At 57.4% G+C, this 21061-nt stretch carries 18 protein-coding genes; 1 reads left to right on the forward strand and 17 read right to left on the reverse strand.

Going from position 1 to position 21061, the window contains the following annotated elements:
- Window positions 1–71: 71 nt before the first annotated feature.
- Complete coding sequence (gene xseA / locus ACOVRA_RS04475) at window positions 72–1532, forward strand: exodeoxyribonuclease VII large subunit (protein ID WP_421719252.1); 1461 nt, start codon at window positions 72–74, stop codon at window positions 1530–1532.
- Here xseA and lpxB read toward each other — a convergent pair.
- The 17 genes from lpxB to mfd form a co-directional block, all read right to left on the reverse strand.
- Window positions 1529–2680 carry a lipid-A-disaccharide synthase gene (lpxB, locus tag ACOVRA_RS04480; RefSeq protein WP_421719253.1) on the reverse strand — a complete coding sequence of 384 codons (1152 nt, stop codon included), beginning with the start codon at window positions 2678–2680 and terminating at the stop codon, window positions 1529–1531. The two genes, xseA and lpxB, sit on opposite strands and share 4 nt — an antisense overlap.
- The gene (locus ACOVRA_RS04485) at window positions 2677–3528 is read right to left on the reverse strand and encodes an LpxI family protein (RefSeq protein ID WP_421719254.1); all 852 of its coding nucleotides are present in this window, start codon (window positions 3526–3528) and stop codon (window positions 2677–2679) included. The genes lpxB and ACOVRA_RS04485 overlap by 4 nt, the downstream gene beginning before the upstream one ends.
- Before the next feature lie 39 nt (window positions 3529–3567).
- Window positions 3568–4362 carry an acyl-ACP--UDP-N-acetylglucosamine O-acyltransferase gene (gene lpxA, locus ACOVRA_RS04490; RefSeq protein WP_421719255.1) on the reverse strand — a complete coding sequence of 265 codons (795 nt, stop codon included), beginning with the start codon at window positions 4360–4362 and terminating at the stop codon, window positions 3568–3570.
- Window positions 4359–4811 (reverse strand): 3-hydroxyacyl-ACP dehydratase FabZ, encoded by a 453-nt coding sequence (gene fabZ / locus ACOVRA_RS04495; protein ID WP_395631601.1) that lies wholly within the window; start codon window positions 4809–4811, stop codon window positions 4359–4361. The genes lpxA and fabZ overlap by 4 nt, the downstream gene beginning before the upstream one ends.
- Entirely contained in the window at window positions 4808–5842 is a 1035-nt protein-coding gene (lpxD, locus tag ACOVRA_RS04500; RefSeq protein ID WP_421719256.1) for a UDP-3-O-(3-hydroxymyristoyl)glucosamine N-acyltransferase, read from the reverse strand. Before lpxD ends, fabZ begins: the two co-directional genes overlap by 4 nt.
- Before the next feature lie 169 nt (window positions 5843–6011).
- Window positions 6012–6731, reverse strand: a complete 720-nt coding sequence (locus ACOVRA_RS04505) for an OmpH family outer membrane protein (RefSeq protein ID WP_421719257.1) — start codon at window positions 6729–6731, stop codon at window positions 6012–6014.
- A gap of 36 nt (window positions 6732–6767) precedes the next feature.
- A complete protein-coding gene (bamA, locus tag ACOVRA_RS04510; RefSeq protein ID WP_421719258.1) occupies window positions 6768–9200 on the reverse strand; it encodes an outer membrane protein assembly factor BamA in 2433 nt (810 codons plus the stop codon).
- Window positions 9201–9290: 90 nt separating this feature from the next.
- On the reverse strand, window positions 9291–10490 hold the full coding sequence (locus tag ACOVRA_RS04515) for a M50 family metallopeptidase (protein WP_421719259.1): 1200 nt from the start codon (window positions 10488–10490) through the stop codon (window positions 9291–9293).
- A 41-nt stretch (window positions 10491–10531) separates the two neighbouring features.
- Window positions 10532–11740 carry a 1-deoxy-D-xylulose-5-phosphate reductoisomerase gene (gene dxr / locus ACOVRA_RS04520; RefSeq protein WP_421719260.1) on the reverse strand — a complete coding sequence of 403 codons (1209 nt, stop codon included), beginning with the start codon at window positions 11738–11740 and terminating at the stop codon, window positions 10532–10534.
- Window positions 11737–12588 carry a phosphatidate cytidylyltransferase gene (locus ACOVRA_RS04525; RefSeq protein WP_421719261.1) on the reverse strand — a complete coding sequence of 284 codons (852 nt, stop codon included), beginning with the start codon at window positions 12586–12588 and terminating at the stop codon, window positions 11737–11739. Before ACOVRA_RS04525 ends, dxr begins: the two co-directional genes overlap by 4 nt.
- 2 nt (window positions 12589–12590) lie before the next feature.
- Window positions 12591–13361 (reverse strand): isoprenyl transferase, encoded by a 771-nt coding sequence (locus ACOVRA_RS04530; protein WP_421719262.1) that lies wholly within the window; start codon window positions 13359–13361, stop codon window positions 12591–12593.
- 1 nt (window position 13362) lies between these two features.
- The gene (gene frr / locus ACOVRA_RS04535) at window positions 13363–13920 is read right to left on the reverse strand and encodes a ribosome recycling factor (protein ID WP_421719263.1); all 558 of its coding nucleotides are present in this window, start codon (window positions 13918–13920) and stop codon (window positions 13363–13365) included.
- A gap of 3 nt (window positions 13921–13923) precedes the next feature.
- Window positions 13924–14661 carry a UMP kinase gene (pyrH, locus tag ACOVRA_RS04540; RefSeq protein ID WP_290811629.1) on the reverse strand — a complete coding sequence of 246 codons (738 nt, stop codon included), beginning with the start codon at window positions 14659–14661 and terminating at the stop codon, window positions 13924–13926.
- A 190-nt stretch (window positions 14662–14851) separates the two neighbouring features.
- Window positions 14852–15775, reverse strand: coding sequence for a translation elongation factor Ts (gene tsf / locus ACOVRA_RS04545; protein WP_421719264.1), 924 nt, complete (start codon window positions 15773–15775; stop codon window positions 14852–14854).
- Window positions 15776–15846: 71 nt separating this feature from the next.
- Window positions 15847–16662 (reverse strand): 30S ribosomal protein S2, encoded by an 816-nt coding sequence (gene rpsB, locus ACOVRA_RS04550; protein ID WP_290801854.1) that lies wholly within the window; start codon window positions 16660–16662, stop codon window positions 15847–15849.
- Window positions 16663–16834: 172 nt separating this feature from the next.
- Complete coding sequence (locus ACOVRA_RS04555; RefSeq protein WP_421719265.1) at window positions 16835–17473, reverse strand: hypothetical protein; 639 nt, start codon at window positions 17471–17473, stop codon at window positions 16835–16837.
- Window positions 17474–17548: 75 nt separating this feature from the next.
- On the reverse strand, window positions 17549–21016 hold the full coding sequence (gene mfd, locus ACOVRA_RS04560; RefSeq protein WP_421719266.1) for a transcription-repair coupling factor: 3468 nt from the start codon (window positions 21014–21016) through the stop codon (window positions 17549–17551).
- Between the last annotated feature and the right edge of the window lie 45 nt (window positions 21017–21061).

Here is a 21061-nt window from a genome sequence, read left to right on the forward strand (position 1 = left end):
CTGTTTCTGGCCCAAGAGGCTCAAATACAAAGTCCCTTCCCCCAAAGCGCGCATCGCTTTAGATAGAAACCATGAGCAAAGAGCCTTCTAACGCCCCAGAATTTTCTGTCTCTGAGCTTTCAGGCGCAATCAAACGTCGCTTGGAAGATGACTTTGGCAATGTGCGCGTGCGCGGCGAAATGGGCCGGGTGACTTTGGCTCGGTCTGGCCATGTCTATGTCGATCTCAAGGATGCCAATGCCGTCCTATCGGCTGTTATGTGGAAGGGCGTGGCCGCAGCCCTGAAGTTCCGTCCCGAAGAAGGCATGGAAGTCATCGCCACCGGCAAAATCTCGACCTTCCCGGGCTCTTCGAAATATCAGCTCATCATTGAGCGGCTGGAGCCTGCAGGTGTGGGCGCTTTGCTGGCGCAATTGGAAGAGCGGCGCAAACGCCTCGCGGCAGAGGGTCTGTTCGCCCCAGAGCGCAAGCAAGCTTTACCCTATCTACCCAGCGTCATTGGCGTGGTGACCAGCCCGACCGGGGCTGTGATCCGCGATATTCTCCATCGCCTGTCCGAACGTTTTCCGGTCCATGTGATCCTCTGGCCGGTTCTGGTGCAGGGCGATAAGGCGGCAGATCAAGTGGCGCGCGCCATTGCAGGCTTTAATGCCCTGCCAGCCGACGGGGCAGTTCCACGCCCAGACCTTTTGATCATTGCACGCGGAGGGGGTTCGATTGAGGACCTTTGGGCCTTTAATGAAGAAGTGGTTGTGCGGGCGGCCGCTGCCAGCACCATCCCGCTGATTTCGGCCATCGGGCACGAGACCGACACGACCCTGATTGACTTTGCCTCGGATCGCCGTGCGCCCACACCTACAGGGGCCGCTGAAATCGCCGTGCCCGTGCGCTTGGAACTGCAAGAACGGCTCGGCCTGATTGGTGCCCGCCTCTCGCGCGCCATGGTGCGAGGCCTAGAGCGGTCTAAAATCGAACTTCGGGCGGCGACGGCCCGCCTGCCCCGCGCCGACACGTTGTTTTCCAGCGCCCGCCAGCGCATGGATGTGATCGACCTACGCTTTGGCCCGTCCTTACGCACCTTAGTCGCGGCCAAAGCACATGGCCTTGCCGCGATTGGTGGGCGATTACGGCCGCAAGTCTTGCACCAAGATGTCACGCGCAAGGCCCTACTGGTCACAAGCCTCGGCCAAAGATTGGGTGCCGCCCTCACCCGCCGTACCGCCTTAGAGCGCGACGCCTTGGTGCGCGCTGAACAGCGCTTAGCCCTTGCCAGCCAACGGCTGAAAACAGGCGTTACGCGCAGCTTGGAGGCCAAGACGCGTCATTTGGCTGGCCAAGCCAGCTTGCTTGAAGCCTTATCCTATCGCTCTGCGCTGGAGCGCGGCTTTGCCGTGGTGCGCACCGATAAGGGCGTAGTGGTGCGGGCCAAGTCTGCCATTAAAGCCGACGCCCGTTTGACCCTGACGTTCCTCGACGGTGATGTTAAAGTCCGCGCCAGCGATGGGCCGGTTCAGGGCAGTCTGTTCGATTAAGACGCGTCCAACAGTTTCAACAAAGCATCGGCAGCACGCTCTGCCGCTGGCGGGTCATGACGGCCCATTTTATCAAGCGCTAAAGCTTGGGCATTCAATTGGTCTTGCGCAGCCTTTGGATCATAGAGAAGCTGAGAGGCGGCTTCGGCCAAGGCCGCTGGCGTCAGGCCATTTTGGACAAATTCAGGAATGGCCATCCGCCCAAGCGCAATGTTGAGCAGGCAGATAAATCGGCTTTTCAGTAAGAAGTTCAAAATGATAAAGCCGCTGATCGCGCCAAGCCGATAGCCCAAAACCATCGGCGTTTCTTGCAGCGCGACTTCGGTGGTCACGGTGCCCGAGCAAGCCAAAGCGACATCGCCAGCAGCAAAGGCGTCAAGCTTTTCATCCTCGCCCACCACAGCATGCGGGAACGCCCAATTGGCCGCACGCTCTGTGATGCGCTCGGCCACCGAGGGGGCCAGAACAACGACGACGTGTACCTGAGGGTCTTTGCTGCTGATCAGGGCTGCCGCGCCTTCTAGGGCAGGTGCAACCCGCTGGATTTCCCCACCGCGTGAGCCGGGCAACAGAAGAACAATTTTCTTATCGGTCAGCCCATGGCGCGCCCGAAACTGTGTACCATCGCCTTTGCCTGCCCGCGCGATAGCTGGATTGCCAATGATCGTAACCGGCAGGCCTGTGCCGTCATAAAATGGCACCTCAAAATCATGGATACAGAACAAAGCATCATAGACTGCCGCAACCGTCTTGGCGCGCCCCGGTCGGGTCGCAAAGACTTGGGGGCCAATCATTTTGATCAAACGCGCTTGTGGAACACGCGCGCGAATGGCCTTGGCGGCGCGCAGGGTAAAACCCCAAGAATCGATCAAGACCACCGCATCTGGCGCGAAAGCTTCGGCGGCAACGCCTGTTTCTTCAGCCCGCGCATTGACGGTTTTGAGCGCGGCTAAGCCTTCAGTCAGGCCCAGAACGGACAGCCCCTCAATCGAAACTGCGCTTTGGATACCTTGGCTGGCCAATTTCTCGCCACCCACGCCTTCGATGACCAGATCGGGGCGGCGGGCGCGCAGGGCTTGTACCAGCTCGGCGGCGAGCTCATCGCCTGAGGGCTCGCCCGCAACAACAAAGACCCGATAGGGTTTCATGATTGGCTGTCCACCGAAACTCCAAGAATGAAGAGGCCAGCTTCCTCCGCGGCGGCGATCACATTATTGCGGTCGATAATCAGAGCCCCCCCCGCCTCCACCACAATGCCAGCTAGGCCCGCTTTAGAGGCCCCCTCCACGGTCTTGACGCCAATGGTTGGCAGATCCACCCGGCGCTCCTGATCGGGCTTAGCGCGCTTAGCCAGAACCCCGCGACGCTCTGCCTTGGTGCCACGAATATGGGTGGAGAGATCATACACCCGTGCCAACATGCGGTCTGTGCCCTCTTGGGCCTCTACCGCCAGCACCAAGCCGTCCACGACGATGGCACCTTGTCCAATATCCAATCGACCGATTTCAGCGGCAATAGACATTGCCTTTATCACGTCTTCTGATTGGGCTTCGGTTGGTTCAACGCCAGCGATCAAGCCTGCTTCGGCCAAAAGATCAGCCAAGACCTCATCGGTACCGACAATGGCAAAGCCTTCGCGCTCAAACTCGGCGAGGACAGCCCGCAAGAGGGCATCATCGCCCTTGCGCATCTCGGCCATGATCCGAGGCAGCGCGAGCGCCCCGCGCAAGTCTGGCTTGAGGGTCGAAAAATCGGGTCGATTGACGAGGCCTGCAAACACCAAAGCATCGACACCATCGGCTTTGAGGGCTTTCATGCGCTCGCCAAAATTGGCCAAAGCGCACTCGCTGCCGGGATAGAGGCTCAAGCGTGGGTCGCACATGCCTTTGATCCGGCTGACATGCACCGGCATGCCGGAATCGCGACAATGCTGGGCCAAGAGGACGGGTAAGTCCCCTGCCCCGGCAATAATGCCCAATTTTGAAAATGCGCGCATTTTGTCCCTTTTGGTCCGTCAGCCTCCATGTAGGAGGTCTCAGCGTTCCGCGCTACAAATCCCGCGTTTGGAAGTGCCGTTCAAAAAGTCCAGCATGGCCTGAACCTGCTCATTGTCTTGGAAACTCTCGCTCACGTCCGAGATGCGGTCCTGTAACGGCGTCACATCATCGCCAAACAACATGTCGAAGGCAGCGAGAATATCGCGGATTTGTGCGGTCGAATTGCCGCGCCGCTTAAAGCCCACAATATTGAGGCCCTTCAAATGCGCCGGATTGCCATTGGCCATGGCGAAGGGGATGACGTCACGCGTGACCAAAGCCAAAGCGCCGATAAAAGCGAAGGTGCCGATGCGCGTCCATTGGTGAACCGCAGCGAGGCCACCAATATAGACGCCCTTAGCCAAATGGGCATGGCCGCCCAAAGTCGCACTACGGGCGAGGATGCAATTATCCTCGACCACGCAATCATGGGCCACATGGGAATTGTCCATGAAATAGCAGCCGTCGCCAATCTTGGTCAGGCCCTGATCGCGGGTGGATCCTCGGTGCATGGTGACATGCTCGCGGATCACACAGGACGCACCAATCACAAGCTGGGTATCGCTATCCTGATAGGGATGGATTTGCGGTGGACCGCCCAAGACCGCAAACGGCCAAACTTGCGTATTCGCCCCAATGGAGACCCGGCCATAAGTTGTGACATTCGATACCAAATGCGCATCCGGACCAACGGTCGTTTGGCTGGAAATATAGCAGAAAGGGCCGATCTTGGCCCCGTCATGGATCACCGCCCCCTCTTCGATGACGGCGGAGGGGTGAATTGTCGCGCTCATGCCAAATCTACTTTCATCGCAGCCCATTCCGCCTCACAGGCCAATTGGCCATCGACTTCAGCTTTACCGGCAAATTTGTAGATATTGCGGCGACCCAACAGCACTTCGACATGAATGTTCAACACATCGCCAGGCCGAACTGGGCGGCGAAACTTGGCATTGTCGACAGACATGAACATGATGCCAGCTGTCTTCGCGTCGACCTTAAGCGTCTTGGACATCAACACCGCACTGGCTTGGGCCATCGCTTCAATCTGCAATACGCCGGGCATCAGCGGACGGTTCGGGAAATGGCCCTGAAAGAAAGGCTCATTTGCCGTGACGCATTTAATCCCACGAATGCTTTGGCCTTCGACATAGTCAAAGCACCGATCAATCAACAGAAATGGGAAACGGTGCGGGATCAGGCGTTCAATTTCGTCGCAATCAATAATATCGCTCATCTTCATTCCCCGCCCTTCGGGCTTGTTTGTGGTTTTGGGTTGACCAGTCGTTTGAGGGCAACCGATTCTCGCATCCATTGTCGCAGTGGTTTAGCCGGATAGCCACCCCATGCTTCGCCAGCGGGGACGGATTCCAGAACGCCACTCCCAGCCGCAATGACGACACGCTCACCCACACGAATATGGTCACCCAAACCGACGCGGCCGCCCATCATCACATTGTCTCCAATCTCGCATGAGCCAGATATCCCGCCGAAAGCGGCAATCACAACGCCCAATCCAAGCTGACAATTATGCGCGATTTGCGTGAAATTATCGATCTTGCAGCCAATGCCCAGCACCGTATCGCCAAAGGCGCCGCGATCGACGGCACAAAGCGAGCCGATTGATACTTCGTCTTGCAAGATCGCCCGGCCCAATTGCGGCACATCGACAGGCCCGGTGGCTGTTGGGGCAACGCCAAAGCCGACCTCGCCGATCACACTACCCGACGCAATGATCACTCGGTCACCAATCAGAGCACAATAGATCGTGACATTGGCACCAATGCGGCAATTGCGACCAATCGCGACGCCCGGCCCGATCACACTATTGGGGCCAATCGTGGTGCCGTGTCCAATCTCTGCATCGTCGCCGATTACGACGCCTCGACCAACCACCACATCGGCTTCCAGCTTTACTGAGGCGGGCACTGCAGGTGCCGTCGGGTCGAAATCGCGACGCGCGACCAACGCCGCTGCGGCGGCAGCAAAAACAGCGCGCGGTTCTTTGACGATCAAGGGCGCGACATCCGGTGGCAGCATGGCCGCATGTTCGGCCCGTACCAGACAAGCCCCTGCCCCGGTTTCAATGGTGGATTTGCCCTTGGCCGGGCCCTGACAAAAGGCCAAGTCCCCTGCTTGCGCTTGATCGAGTGGCGCACAACTGGTCAGCGCCAATTCAGGGTCGAATCCCGCAGGTAGGTCAGCTTTCACGACTTGGGCCAAGTCGCGCAATGTTTTGGGCCCAAGGAGCCTATAGAAGCGCGGATCAATCATCGTTTAGGCTCCGAGTCGGACAATTTAAGCCCCTATAAGCGAATTATCACTGGCCCACGCAAGCCTGACACGCAGGATAGAAAACGCGGCCCCCAAGGAGGAGACCGCGTCATGTGGCATTAGGTGTTTCAGGCGCTTGCCCCTGCCCGCAGGGCGGGCGCGTTCGATCTTATGGACGCTTTGGCGCTGCAGCGGGTGGACGTGCTGGCAAAGGTGCGCCAGCTGGTGCGCCTGCGGCTGGAGCCGCTGCTGGAGCCGCTGCGCCGCCTTGGGTTGGCAAAGTCGCACGAACGACATTGATCGTCTTCGTGGTCGCGTTGAGGCGCGTGATCAAATCAGCGGTCATGTCGACGCCTGGAATGAAGGCTTCAACTTGGTTTGCCGAAATAGCGATCAGGCCGTTGCGGGCCACCAAGGTTTGCTGCAACGCAGGCGCGATGGCCTTGTTGAAGGCGTCAATCGCATTGCGCTCGGTCAATTGCATGACTTGGCTCAAACGCTCTTGCTTTTGTTGGAATTCATTGTTGAGGCGCTGAAACGCTTCTTGGCGCTGACGACCGGCCGCGCTTTGCGACTCTTGCACGGAGCTGGACAAAATCGCCCGCAATTCAGACTCGAGCTGGCGCTGATCTGGCTCCAATTCGCGATTGATTTGGTCACGAATAGCTTTCAACTTGTTGGACATGTCTTGGCCAGCCAAGCTGTCTTGGATGAGGCTGCCGAGGTCATAAACGACCACTGGGCTCAACACAGCAGGCGACCCAGCTGGGCGTGCGGGGGCTGCTGCAGCCGCTGGTGCTGGGGCTGGTACTGGAACCGGGGTTTGAGCCTGAGCGGCACCAGCCACCAACAAGGCTGCAACGCCAGCCATCACGTATTGTGCTTTCATAGATGTTTCTCCTGGAACATTAGGGGGCGGAAAGCCCTAGAAATTGGTCGCGGTTGAGAACCGGAAGGTTTCAGCCTTGTCGTAATCCTGCTTCATGAATGGATTTGAGAAGTCAAACCGAACAGGGCCAAATGGGGAAACCCAATTGACGGACAAGCCTGCAGACGCACGCAGAGCCAAGCCATCTCGGGTGTTTTGATAGGTGCCGTAATTGATGTCGCCTTTAACCTTGTCGATGGGATCAAGCCCGCCAAGCGTACCGACGTCCAAGAACAAAGCCGCCGAAATCCCGTAAGATTCAGGCAATGGCGTAGGAACAGTCAATTCAAACGACGCGATACCATAGGTCTTGCCACCCAGAGCGTCGCCATACACGGTACGCACAGTTTGCGACAAGCCGTTGGGTTGGGTTGAATCGGCATCGCGGACGGAAAAGACCGTGCGTGGGCCGATACCGGCGATTTCAAAGCCACGGAAGCTTTGGCCCCCCTTAAAGAAGCGGTCGTTCACGCGGATCGTGTCGCCATCCCAGCCGGCAATGTGACCTGCCGACAAGGTTGCACTGGCACGCCAGCCGGGGAACAATCCCCGATAGACGCCGCCCGTGAACTCAGACCGGTGGTATTTAACCCCCGTGCCGACACCAGCGAAATCTTGGGTGAGCGAAATGTCAAAGCCGCGGGTTGGACGGCGGGGATCATTACGACGGTCCCAGTTGAACGAATATCCGGCCAGCGAAGTCGTCGTTTTGCCGAGCGAACGACACAGCGCGCTTGCATCGAGCAATGGTGTCCCATCTGCATTAAAACACGAGACCGATGGGATTTCGTTGGTGTCATTGCGATAGGTATAGCGCAGACCCAAGCTGCGATCTTCCGCCAATGGGAAACCGCCGCGCACGCCAAAACCAGTTGAATTAGTCAAGAAGCCCGCTTCGCGCAGATAATCCTGCTCAATCGAGAAGATATCGACGCCAGCGGCGATGTTGCGCCCCATAAAGCGCGGCTCGGTAAAGCGGATGTCGATATTCTTCGTGCGCGAACTGGTCTCCACCCGGAAGCGCAAGAATTGCCCCCGGCCACGCAAGTTACGCTGGGAGATCGAGACCGCGAAATTGTAAGCTTCTTGCGAGGCGTAACCGACACTGAAAGCCAGTTCCCCGGTAGCTTGCTCTTCAACTTTGACTTCCACAACCGTGCGGTCGGGCAAGGAGCCGGGCTTTTCTTCAATCTCAACTTCTTTGAAGAAGCCCAGTGCTTTCACCCGGTTCTTAGAGCGATCGATCAAGACGCGGTTGAAAGCATCGCCTTCTGCCAAGCGCAACTCACGCCGGATAACTTGGTCCAAGGTTGCCGTATTGCCGATGACATCGATACGCTCAACATAGACGCGCGGACCTTCGTCAACGTCAAAAACGATATTGACCTTGCGGTTATCGCGGTCGGCAGTTTCACGCGGGCGGACATCCACGAACGCATAGCCGGACGAACCGGCGGCGAAGGTGATCGATTCAATCGCCTTTTCTACCAAGTCGCGCTCAAACATCGCGCCGCTGCGGATCGGCACAAAAGCGCGCAGAACTTCGCCGCTCAGCTTTGAGTTTTTGGTGTTTACCGTGATGTCGCCAAACGTATATTTCTGCCCCTCTTCCACCGCATAGGTGACGAAGAAGTCCTTTTGGTCTGGCGTCAATTCGGCCACCGCTGATTTCACTCGGAAATCATAGTGACCTTCATTGAGATAAAATTTGCGCAATTGTTCGCGATCATAATCCAATTTGTCTGGATCATAATTGTCTTTGCTGGAGAAGAAACGCCACCACTCCGACTCTTGCGTGACCACAACGCCCTTCAGCCGCGAATCCGAGAACGCTTGGTTGCCAATAAAATTGACCTTGCGGATGCCCGTGGTGCGACCTTCATTGATTTCAAAGATCAGGTCGACGCGGTTAGACGGCAGCACCTTGATCTTGGGCACGATGTTGGCGGCAAATTTGCCCGACCGGCGATAGACTTCCTGCATGCGACGGATGTCGGCCTGCACCCGGTTTTGCGTAAACCAAGAGCGCGGCTTGATCTGGACTTCTTTTTCAAGCTTGTCCTTGGTGACCGCGCTATTGCCTTCAAACAATACTTGGTTGACGGTTGGGTTTTCAGCAACCTTTACCACCAAGGTTTGACCGCGCTGTTCGAATTCGACGTTGGCAAAGAAACCTGTCGCAAACAGGGTCTTCAAGGCAATGTCGATCCGCTCTGGGCTAAAGGATTCGCCGGGTTGGATCGCGACATAGGCCAGCACTGTGGCCGTCTCAATGCGCTGATTGCCTTCCACCGCTACACTGGTGATGATTTGCGGGGCCGCAGCTTCGCTGACGTCGCCAGCCTGTTGGGCAAAGGCCAAAGGGCCATAGCAAGCGTTTGCTGCCAATGCAGCAGCGCCGCCAATCAGCAGACGTTTAATTGATGCCATACAGGAGCCCGTTAAACCTTGTTGCAAGCGTGCCATGAAGGTCACACCCGAGTTTCAGAAGTGGTGGATAGACAATTTGGCACAGCAATCCTAGCCCGCGGCGACAAAGCCTTTCAGCACGTTGAACAAACCTGCCCTGTCGAGATCTTGGAAAGTCGCAAAAACGAATAAACTCAAGATACAAACAAGACCAACTTGGAAGCTGATTGCCTGCACTTTTTCAGGGATCGGTTTACCACGAATAGCCTCAGCCGCATAAAATACCAAGTGCCCCCCGTCGAGAACTGGCAGAGGCAGGAGATTCATGAAGCCGACCGCAATAGAGAGGACCGCGGCAAGTCGTACCAAGCCGATACCGACTGATTCGGCCACTTTAACCGCGCTGGCATCAGGGCCCGCACTTTCCACAGAGTTTTCTGTGACTTTACCGGCAATCTGATAGATGCCCAACGGCCCATTCAAATGGCCGGCCGACATGCCGCCCCGCAACAGGGCCGTAATGAAATTCACCTGCGTGCTGACGATTGACCCCGTTTGCTCGCCACCGCGCACCACTGCTTCAACAGGATTATAGGTGCGATGCTCGAGTGTGTCCTTGGTAAAGCGTGTTTCAATGCCCAAAAGGCCCTGTGTTTCGGTATCACCAAAGGGGGTTTTGCGCTCGACGACCTTCGGCGTCACGTTAATCGGAATTTCGGCACCGTCGCGCTTGAGCACAAGCCGCATTTCCTTGCCGCCGGAGACCATGATCGCGGTCTGCAATTCAACGAAATCATCGACTCTACGGTCATTGATCGCCACAACTTCATCGCCAGCTTTGATGCCCGCGGCCGCCGCGGCACCATCTGGAAGCACGCCCGAAATCACCGGGCGCTGAACGGTTTCGCCAAACATCGCAAAGAAAATGGCAAACACGGCAATGGAGAAAGCGAAATTAAAGGCAGGCCCTGCAGCCGTCACCGCGGCGCGAATGCCCACTGGCTGGGCATGGAACAAACCACTGCTTTTATCGGCCTTGGCCTGGGTGACGTCGGGCTGCGACGCTGCGTCCTTATCGCCTTCAAATTTGACATAGCCGCCTAAAGGCAAAGCCCCAATGCGCCAGCGAATGCCTGCCTTGGAGGTCCAAGCCAGAAGTTCGGGACCAAAGCCAATCGAGAAGGATTCGACCTTGACCTTAAACCAACGCGCGACTTGGAAGTGACCAAATTCGTGCACGAAAACGACGATGCCCAATACCGCCACGAAGGACGCAAGGCTGATTGCTATGCCGCCAATATTTTCTAACATCTCACCAAGAACTCCGGCCTAGGAGACACAAGTGCCTCGGCCTAAACTGAGACAAACTTGCGTTTCGCAATGTTTTGAGTGGCAATGCTACGGCCCGCTTCATCAGCAGCATAGACATCATCCAAGTCTCCCAAAGCAGCATCCATGCCAAGGCGGCAGGCTTCATCCATGGTTTCCGACACGATTGCGGCAATTTCTGGAAAGGAAACATTACGATCCAGAAAGGCTTGGACGGCCACTTCGTTGGCCGCGTTCAAGATTGTCGGGGCAGCCCCCGCCTTCTGCAGCGCACAGCGTGCAAGATTGAGCGCAGGAAATCGTTCTAAATCAGGAACTTCAAAGTCGAGCTTCGCAATAGCCGCCAAGTCCAATCGTGGTGCTGACGTCACCAATCGGGCTGGCCAAGCCAGTGCATGGGCGATCGGGATGCGCATATCCGCTGCACCTAATTGTGCTAAAACACTGCCATCTTGGTACGCCACTAAACTGTGGATAACCGATTGCGGATGAACCAGCACCTCAATCTTGTTTTCCGGCATCCCAAAAAGAAGCGCAGCCTCGATCAACTCCAGTCCCTTGTTCATCAAAGTGGCACTATCGACCGAGATTTTCTGCCCCATAGACCAATTGGGATGGGCCACTGCCTGCGCTGGCGTTGCCGCTGCAATCGCGGCGGCACTCCAAGTGCGGAATGGGCCACCAGAGGCGGTTAGAATCAGTTTCTCGACCCGGTCTGATTTGTCCAAGACCTGGAAGATCGCATTATGCTCGCTGTCGACTGGGAGGATCGTGCCCCCACCGTCTCGCACCGCCTTCAAGAAAACCGAGCCTGCACAGACGAGGCATTCTTTATTTGCCAGCGCGATGGTGGCACCGCGCTTGGCTGCGGCGAGCGCCGGGGCGAGCCCTGCCGCCCCCACAATGGCGGCCATCACGACGTCGGCGGGCCGTGCGGCTGCTTCTACCAATGCCTCAGGTCCCAGACCGATTTCGGTGGGATGGCCAGCGAGGGCCGTTGTCAGCTGTGGGCCAAAGCGTGCATCGCCCAGCGCCACAAAACTGGCCCCAGTCAAAATGGCCTGTTCGGCGAGGCCTGCCCAATCGCGATTGGCGGTCAGCGCGACCACGCGATACGCATCACCCTGCTCGGCGGCGCGGGCACGTACATTGGCTTCCATCACCACATCCAATGTGGCTTGGCCAACAGAGCCCGTGGCCCCTAAAATAGTCAAAGATTTCGTCATATTCATGTGAGCATAGCGCGCAAACCGGGAATCGCTAGCAAAATGGCCACAAAGGCCAAAGCTGCGGCCAAATGTCCATCAAGACGATCCAGCACGCCGCCATGACCGGGAATGACGCCTGACGCGTCTTTCACCCCATAATGACGCTTCGCCAAGGATTCTAGCAGGTCGCCCCCTTGCGAAACGACAGCCAAGAGCCAGCCCACGAGTGCCCAAGCAACCGGATTATTGCCAGCGAGTAGCCCATACAGAGCGCCTGCCAAAATGCCTGCAACCGTGCCGCCAATCGAACCAGACCAGGTCTTATTCGGGCTGATGAGTGGAAATAGCTTAGGTCCACCGACGACGCGACCGACCAAATAAGCCATCGAATCTGTCGACCAGACGATGGCAAACAAGCCGAACATCAGGCTGCGGCCAATCTCATCCTGCCCCCGAAGCCCCGCTAACGCCCAACCTGATAAGGCGAGATAGATAGAGCCTGCCATGGCGAGAAACCCAAACTCTCGCGGGGATCGCACCAAGGTCAAAAAGAAGCCGAACGCAGCTAAAGCTTCAAAGCTGCGCGGCAAAAGCACAAAGCAAAGGCCACATACGGCAGCGATCAAAGATCGCGGTACGAGATCGACGGCTTTGGGCGCAATCATTCGGCCCCATTCAAAAGCCAGTGCGGCCATGATGGTTGCGGCCAGAAGCGCCCAGCCTATGCCGCCAAACCAAGCCCCAGTTAAGCTAAGCGCGACCATCACCACAGCTGAAACAAAGCGAACCCGCAGGTCTCCCCCTAATTTGTCAGCCGCTAAGCCAATGGAGAAGGCAGATTGTTTGGGGTCATGCTCCGGCGCTGAATTCAAAGTCAAACGCCCCCGTAACGACGGTTTCGTTTGGCAAAGACCTGCAGCGCTTCTTCCAACTGCGGTCGACCAAAGTCTGGCCACAGCGTATCGAAGACCAAAAATTCGGCATAGGCCGACTGCCAGATCAGGAAGTTAGACAGGCGCTGCTCGCCACTGGTGCGGATCACCAAATCTGGATTTGGCCAGTCGCGGCTGGGCAGGAATTGCGCTATTGTCTCAGGGCCAATCGTGGCAGGATCAAGCAGGCCTGCAGCTGCTTGGCGCGCAATCTCTTGAGTTGCACGGGCGATTTCTGCTTGGCCGCCATAGTTAAAGGCGATGACCAAAGTCATGATCGTATTGTCTGCCGTTTGCTTTTCAGCCTGATCCATCAAGGTCAGAATGTCGGCTGGTACACCCTCGCGCTCTCCCAGAACGCGGATACGGACCCCTGCCCGATCAAGCCGCGCTAAATCAGAGCGAATAAATCCGCGCAATAGGCCAAACAAAGCTTCAATTTCATCGGGCGGCCTGCGCCAATTCTCGGTTGAGAACGCATAGACAGTCAGAACTTCAAGGCCGAGGTCGCCTGCAGCCTCGACTGTATTGCGCAGCGCTTGCACGCCAGCCGAATGTCCAAAGGCGCGCGGCATGCCCCGTGCGGTCGCCCAACGCCCATTGCCATCCATGATGATGGCAATATGGCGCGGACGCGCGCCTTCACTTTCACCGCCTCGAGGCGAAAGCTGATGTGCGGCCTTTGCGGCCCAGTCGGCGAGCGCCCCTGCCATCCTAGACTTGCATGATCTCGTCTTCCTTCGTCTTCACGGTCTGGTCGACCTGCTTGACGAAGGAGTCGGTGGCTTCTTGGACTTGGGTGGAGAGCTTCTTCAACTGATCTTCGCTGATGTCGCCGTCTTTCTCAGACTTCTTCAATTGCTCCATCGCGTCGCGGCGCACATTGCGGATGGCAACGCGGGCAGCTTCGGCATATTTGCCCGACAATTTCACCAGTTCGCGGCGGCGCTCTTCATTCAAAGGCGGAATGGGCACGCGCAGGGTCATGCCGTCAATCACAGGATTGAGGCCAATGCCGGCATTGCGGATGGCCTTGTCGACCACATTCACCATGGACTTTTCCCAAACAGTCACCGTCAACAAGCGCGGCTCGGGCGAGGAAATGGCCCCGACTTGGTTCAGGGGCACCATAGCACCATAGGATTCCACCATGACGGGCTCCAACAGATTGACGTTGGCCCGTCCGGTTCGCAAGCCTTGAAAATCGCCCTTCAAGGCTGTGATTGCGCCTTCCATTCGGCGTTTAGTGTCTTGGATATCAAAGGTCGGCATGGTTCAGTTGTCCGTTATGACGGTGCAGACTCCGGTGCCCGCAAGCACCTCGGCCAAGCGCCCGGGTTGACGAATGTTGAAAACGATAATCGGGATGTTGCTGTCGCGCATCATAGAAACGGCAGACGCATCCATCACTTTGAGGTTCTTTGCCAAGACGTCTGTATAGGACAGCTTGTCATAGCGGGTGGCAGTTGGATCGGTCTTGGGGTCCGCAGTATAGACGCCGTCAACACCTGTGCCCTTCAGCAAAGCGTCACAGCCCATTTCAGCGGCGCGCAAAGCCGCACCCGAATCCGTGGTGAAAAACGGACTGCCAACACCGGCAGCGAAAATCACAATGCGGCCTTTTTCCATGTGGCGCATCGCACGACGACGAATATAAGGCTCACAGACGGTTTGCATGGGAATGGCAGACTGCACCCGGGTGTGAACCCCAATGCTCTCCAAGGCCCCTTGCAGCGCCAGTGCATTCATGATGGTGGCCAACATGCCCATATAGTCTGCCGTGGCACGTTCCATCCCTTTGGCGGCACCTGAAATACCGCGGAAGATGTTGCCGCCACCAATGACCAAGCATAATTCAATGCCAGAATCGCGGGCCGCCTTTACGTCGCGCGCAAATCCAAGACAGGTTTCTTGATCAATCCCAAACTGACCGTCGCCCATCAGCGCCTCGCCCGAAATCTTGAGCAAGATCCGGCGCGGTTTCTGGTCTTTTGGCTTGGCTACTTCATTCATTTGGCTGCGTCTCCCAGCTTTCGACAGGCCTTAACATGACTCGCCCGAAAGCATGCAGGCAGGTCTTCTGACAGACCAAGGGCGGCACGCCAAGCACGCCGCCCTGTTTCTTGTCAGCAAAGTGTCATCTTACACTTTGCTATTTTCCGTCTATTCGGCAATCGCGGCCAAAAGACGACGAATTCTTAGCTTAAGTGCCGCTCAATGCGGCCACTTCTGCGGCGAAATCATCTTCTTTTTTCTCAACGCCATCGCCCAGCTTGAACATCGCAAAGCCAGTGACTTCTGCGCTGATGCCAGCAGCCTTTGCCGTTTCAGCAACGAAAGCCGAGACGGTTTGATCTGGGTTCATGACGAATGGCTGCTGCAAGAGCACCACTTCTTCATAGAACTTGCGGATCCGGCCTTCGATCATGCGGGCAATCACGTCATCCGACTTACCGCTTTCGCGGGCTTGCTCGGTCAGAACTTGACGCTCGCGCTCAACCACGGCTGGGTCGAGATCGTCGGTCTTCAGCGACAGAGGCGCGGTCGCAGCAATGTGCATCGCAACCTTGCGGCCGATGTCATTGGCAACAGTGGCGTCACCACCGGTTTCAACGCCAACCAACACGCCGATGCGGCCCAAGCCTTCACCGGTTGCGGTGTGGATATAAGAAGCCACAACGCCTTGGTTGACCGAAACCTTGGCCATGCGGCGCAAGGTCATGTTTTCGCCGATGGTGGCGATCAGATTGGTCACATAGTCGTTGACAGTGCCTTCACCGGCTGGCGAAGGTGCTGCACCCAATGCTTCCAAGCCGTCAAAGCCATGGGCCAGCTTGGTGATGCCGCTGACGGCTGCTTGGAACTGCTCGTTGCGCGACACGAAGTCGGTTTCAGCGTTCAGCTCGACCAACACACCGGTGTTGCCCGCGACGTAAACGCCAACCAAGCCTTCAGCCGCCGCACGGTCAGCTTTTTTCGCAGCCTTCGAAAGGCCTTTTGCACGCAACCAGTCAATCGATGCTTCGATGTCACCATTGTTTTCGGTCAGCGCTTTTTTGCAGTCCATCATGCCGACGCCGGTCTTCTCGCGAAGATCCTTAACGAGGGCAGCCGTAATCTCGGCCATAATCGCCTCCAGGGTAGAGTGTTTGTGGGGTCCGCCTTGGCCTGTGTCAGCACAAACCAAGGCGGGAAATTTTAAGCTTCAGCAGGAGCTTCGACGTCGCCATCAACCGATTCTGCGACAGCTTCTTCGGTGATCTGAGCCAAAACAGGCTCAACTGGGTTTTCCATGGCACCCAAATCAACGCCCGAAGACGATTGACCTTCGGCCAAGCCATCCAAAGCTGCATCTGCAATCAGGTCGCAGAACAATTGGATGGAACGCGCAGCGTCGTCGTTACCTGGGATTGGGAAATCGACTTCATCGGGATCGCAATTGCTGTCGATCATCGCCGCAACTGGGATACCCAATTTCTTGGCTTCTTTGATCGCGATTGCTTCCTTGTTGGTGTCGATTACGAACATCAAGTCAGGAATACCGCCCATGTCGCGAATCCCGCCGAGCGAACGCTCAAGCTTTTCATATTCGCGGGTCAGGTTCAGGATTTCTTTCTTGGTCAAACCTGCAGGTGCGTCGCCTTGCACAATGGCTTCAACTTCGCGCATGCGGGCAATCGACTTTGAAATCGTCTGCCAATTGGTCAGCGTGCCACCCAGCCAACGGCTGTTGACATAATATTGGGCGCAGCGCTTTGCAGCAGCGGCCACAGGGTCGGATGCTTGACGCTTGGTGCCAACGAACAAGACGCGGCCGCCCTTTGCGGTTACGTCACGGACGCGCAGCAAAGCCTGATGCAACAAAGGCACAGTTTGGCTGAGGTCGATAATGTGGATGTTGGCGCGCTCGCCAAAGATGAAACGCTTCATCTTTGGGTTCCAACGGTGGGTCTGGTGACCAAAGTGTGCGCCCACTTCGAGCAATTGGCGCATAGTAAATTCTGGCACTGCCATGGTATTTCAATCCTTTTTCCGGCTAGCCTCCGCGAGCAGGAGCGGCCTCGGAGTGAGAACCGCGCCGGATGGACGAACGACCCCTGCCCATCCCCAAAGGAATAAAAAAGGGTTCGCGCGCCGCGAGCCCGCGTGCGTGATGGCGGTCATGTAGGAGCAATGCCCTCAAAACTCAAGGCTTGACGGCAGTTGGGGGTGTGGTTGGGGTAACTGCGTTCAGGCAAGCACCTGAATAAGCCAGCCAGTAAGGTTCATCAAAGCACGCGCCTAGGCGATCCACCACATCCAGATTGATCGGCCACACCGGCCCAGGCATGTTGAAGCGCTTTTCGTAGTCGGCGACCGCCTTGTCCCAATTCCTTGGCGGCGGCAGAGCTGCCAAACCCGCCCGCGCATGATCAAAGGCTTTTCTATCGCGCTGAAGGTAAGCAATCGTAGCATCGGCATAAAAGTTTTGAGCGTCATCGCCTTCAGGCTTTGTCGCCTTGAAGGCGGCGATGGCTTTGCGCGAGTTACCCGCAGAAGCCCACATCTGCCCGAGGTGCCAATTAAGCGTCGCCACGCGTCTGGCTGGAATGTTTTTCTGATGCTTCTTAATGTAGGCCTCAATCAACCGCGCGCCGCGCGCCTCGCAGCCGTGCCGATCGCCAACAGCACGCCACCCGCCTTTGAGGTCTTGGTCGAATTGTTCGAAATTGAGCGCGAGGAGGCGTTCGGTATCTTCGCGTGGCAATGGACAGGTATCTGCTTGTCCAATCGCTTGACAGCCAGAGACAAGGATCAAAACCGCTAGGGCACCCAATAACTTCATAAAAATCCGAACAACTGAAAACTTAGAAGACTTGAATGTGATCTCTTGCAAGAGCCGCCGTCAAGCCCTCGCCCCTCACCCCATTTCTGCAGCCAAGAAGGCAGCGGCGCGGCGGGCACCTTTGAGGCGTTGTTCGGGGGTAGACCAATCGCCATTGACCACCATCTTGCCGTCTGGCCGCAAGCGGAACAGCGCAGGCTGCTTTTGCACGGCTGCCACCAGCTTCATCGGGTCGGGCGCAGATTCTGGGCGGAAAGTCAGCACAGCCCCTTTTGGCCCGGCATCCAGCTTGGCGATATGGGCTTTGCGGCACAGTGCTTTGACGCCCGCAATCTGGATCAATTGCCGCGCTTCTTCTGGCAAGGGGCCAAAGCGGTCGGCCAGTTCTGCGGCATAGCTGTCGCGGTCGGCATCGCTCTCCAGCTCGCTCAAGCGGCGATAGAGCGACAGGCGCACATTGAGGTCTGCCACATAGTCTTCTGGGATCAAAACCGCGACCCCCAGATTGATCGCAGGCGACCAAGACCGCGCCGAGACGACTTCGCCGCCATCCTGCAGGCTGGCGACCGCCTCTTCCAGCATTTGCTGATAGAGTTCGACACCGACCTCGCGAATATTGCCCGATTGCTCTTCGCCCAAGAGGTTGCCGCCACCACGCATATCGAGATCATGGCTGGCCAATTGGAACCCAGCGCCAAGACTGTCGAGCGATTGTAGGATCTTCAGGCGCTTTTCGGCACTTGGCGTAATGGGCTTTTCAGCAGGCACCGTCAGATAGGCATAGGCGCGGGTCTTGGAGCGGCCAACCCGGCCCCGCAATTGATACATTTGTGCCAAGCCAAACATATCGGCGCGCCAAGTAATCAGCGTATTGGCGCGGGGAATGTCCAAGCCACTTTCCACAATCGTGGTCGAGATCAGCACATCATAGACGCCTTCATAGAAGGCCGTCACAATCGGCTCCATCTGGGTTGGGCTCATCTGACCATGCGCCACCGCATAGGTCATTTCGGGCACCATTTCCTTCATGAAGCGCTCAATATCCTCCAAATGCTCCACCCGCGGGGCGACAAAGAAGGCTTGGCCACCGCGATATTTCTCACGCAGCAGGGCTTCACGGATCGTGATCGGGTCCCAAGGCGTCACATAGGTGCGCACGGCCAAGCGGTCGACCGGTGGAGTAGCAATGATCGACATCTCGCGAATACCGGCCAGCGACAATTGCAAGGTGCGCGGGATGGGCGTTGCCGACAGGGTCAGCACATGGGTGTCGGTGCGCAATTCTTTCAGGCGCTCTTTGTGCTTCACGCCGAAATGCTGCTCTTCATCGACGATCACCAGACCCAGATCGCGGATCGTCAGGTCCTTGGCAAAGATGGCATGGGTGCCGACCACAATATCGATCTTGCCATCGGCGAGGTCGCGCTTGGTCTCTGCCGTTTCCTTAGACCCCACCATGCGCGACAATTGGCGCACCCGGATCGGCCAGCCGCGGAAGCGCTCGCTAAAGGTCTTAAAGTGCTGGCGCGACAAGAGTGTCGTGGGGCACACGACCGCCACTTGCCGGCCGGTCATGGCGACAACAAAGGCCGCGCGCAGGGCCACTTCGGTTTTACCAAAGCCCACGTCGCCACAGATCAGCCGGTCCATCGGATGGCCAGCCGCCAGATCATTGAAGATGTCTTCAATGGCCGACAATTGGTCGTCGGTCTCATCCCACGGGAAGCGGGCGCAGAATTCGTCATAATCGCCAGAGCCTGCCACAATCGGCTCTGACACTTTGGCCGCGCGCGCTGCGGCGATCTTGATCAGCGCTTCGGCCATATCCTTCAGGCGCTGCTTGGCTTTGGCCTTGCGGCCCTGCCACGCCACACCGCCCAATTTGTCCAACAGGGCGGTCGCATCTTCAGAGCCATAGCGCGAGACGAGCTCGATATTCTCAACGGGCAGGAACAGCTTGTCGCCACCAGCATAGATCAGCTCAAGGCAATCATGGGGTGCGCCCTGCACGTCCAACGTGCGCAGGCCCTCATAGCGACCAATGCCGTGATCAATGTGCACCACAAGGTCACCCGCCGACAGGCTGCCCGCCTCCAGAATGATACTGGCAGCCTTGCGGCGCTTGCGCGCACGGCCCAAGCGCTCACCCAGAATGTCTTGTTCCGACAGAATGGCATAGTCTTCAGCGACAAAGCCGCGCTCTAACGGCAGAACCGCAAGACCAATCGCGCCCTTGGGCATCAAGGCAATGGCATCCGCATTGGGCAGCGGGAACAGGGCCGCCATGCCATGCTCTTGCAAGACATGGCCCAAACGCTCTGCCGAGCCATCCGTCCAAGCAGCCAAGATTGGCTTCACACCTTGGGCCGCCAAAGCTTCGACATGCTTGCGGGCAGCATCCCAAACATTGACGCCTTCGGTGGCGCGTTCGGCAGCAAAGTTGCGACCTGCCTTAGCACCGCTCTCGATCAGCGCTTGACCGCCTTCGGCCTCTTGATAGGCGCTGAGACGACGCACATCGCGGCTGGCGAGCAAGCCTTCTAGTTCACCCACCGTGGCATAGAGCCGTTCAGGTGGTAGCGGGTTATAAGGAGCAGAGCCTTTGGGCGGCGGGATGCGGCGCGCCTCGTAATAATCCGTCACTTGGGCCGCACGTTCGGTCGCGGCATCCATGGCATGGGGATCAAGACTAATCAGGGCGTGATTACCCACATAGTCAAACACCGTCTCCATATGCTCATGGAACAGCGGCAACCAATGTTCCATCCCATTGCGGCGCATGCGCTTGGTGACCGCTTCATAGAGCGGGTCGCCTTGGGCGGCACCAAATAATTCCAAATAGCCCAGACGGAAACGGCTGGCCGCGACATCGTCTAAAATAGCTTCTGAGACGGGCGCTAACACCACGCCTTGCAATTGATGGGTTGAGCGCTGGGTCTCGGGGTCAAAGCTGCGGATGCTTTCCAGCGTATCGCCAAACAGATCGAGGCGCACAGGCTCTGGCAATTCTGGCGGGAATAGATCAATCACCCCGCCGCGAATGGCAAAGTCACCGCGCTCCCGCACGGTCGCTGTCCGTACATAGCCATTGGCGGCGAAATAGGCCTGAATGACGCTGACATCGAGGATCTGGCCAGGCCGGGCGGAGAAAGATGCCGCGCGCAACCTGTCGCGAGGCGCGACGCGTTGGAGAAGGGAGGCGCCCGTCGTCAATACCAGTACCGGCGCATCGCCCTCTTTTCGCCGGATCAATTGGGTGAGAGTCGATAGCCGCGTCGCGCTGATTTCAGGCGCTGGGCCTACCCGGTCATAGGGCAAACAATCCCAAGCCGGCAGCCGCAGAACAGACAGGCTAGGCGCATAAAAGCGAACCGCCGCCAGAAAGCTCGACGCTTGGGCATCATCGCGCGCCACATGCAACGTCACCCCGCCCCGCAGCAAAGCGGCACGCGCGATCAGCCCTGCGTCATAGCCTTCAACGGCACCTGACACGCGCAACGGGCCAACGGCGTTGGCGAGGGTTTCGACAAGAGAGATCGGCATGGGTCGCTGTGCTTTGCGGAGGATGGTCACGCGATATAGCGACGC

Source organism: Aquidulcibacter sp. (assembly GCF_049239865.1).
In the GTDB taxonomy this organism is placed as follows: Bacteria; Pseudomonadota; Alphaproteobacteria; order Caulobacterales; family Aquidulcibacteraceae; genus Aquidulcibacter.